A 338-nucleotide genomic window follows, 5' to 3' on the forward strand; every position below is an offset into this window, starting at 1 on the left:
TCCATCGGTCATGACATCAGCACCGGTGTGGAGCTGACGCGCGAAACGCAAACCAACTATGGCGTAGTCCCGATCACCCCGCCGCCGGTCAATATTTACTCACCGAACAGCAACGTGAACATTGGTGGATTATCCCGTAATGGCGCCAACGCCAACGGCCAGACCGATACCTTCGGTATTTACGCCTTCGATACTCTGCAAATTACGCGTGATATTGAACTGAACGGTGGTATTCGTCTGGATAATTATCGTACCGAGTATGACAGCGCCACCGCGTGCGGTGCTTCTGGCCGTGGTGCAGTTGCATGTCCGACAGGCGTCGCCAAAGGTTCTCCGGT

General features: G+C 54.7%; 1 protein-coding gene. It reads left to right on the forward strand.

Translation table 11 applies throughout. The features are described from left to right. On the forward strand, positions 1-338 hold a 338-nt coding region (locus FDX22_RS24090), incomplete at both ends, for a TonB-dependent receptor domain-containing protein (protein ID WP_146717899.1).

It is taken from the genome of Citrobacter sp. TBCS-14 (assembly GCF_005280805.1).
In the GTDB taxonomy this organism is placed as follows: domain Bacteria; phylum Pseudomonadota; class Gammaproteobacteria; order Enterobacterales; family Enterobacteriaceae; genus Citrobacter; species Citrobacter gillenii.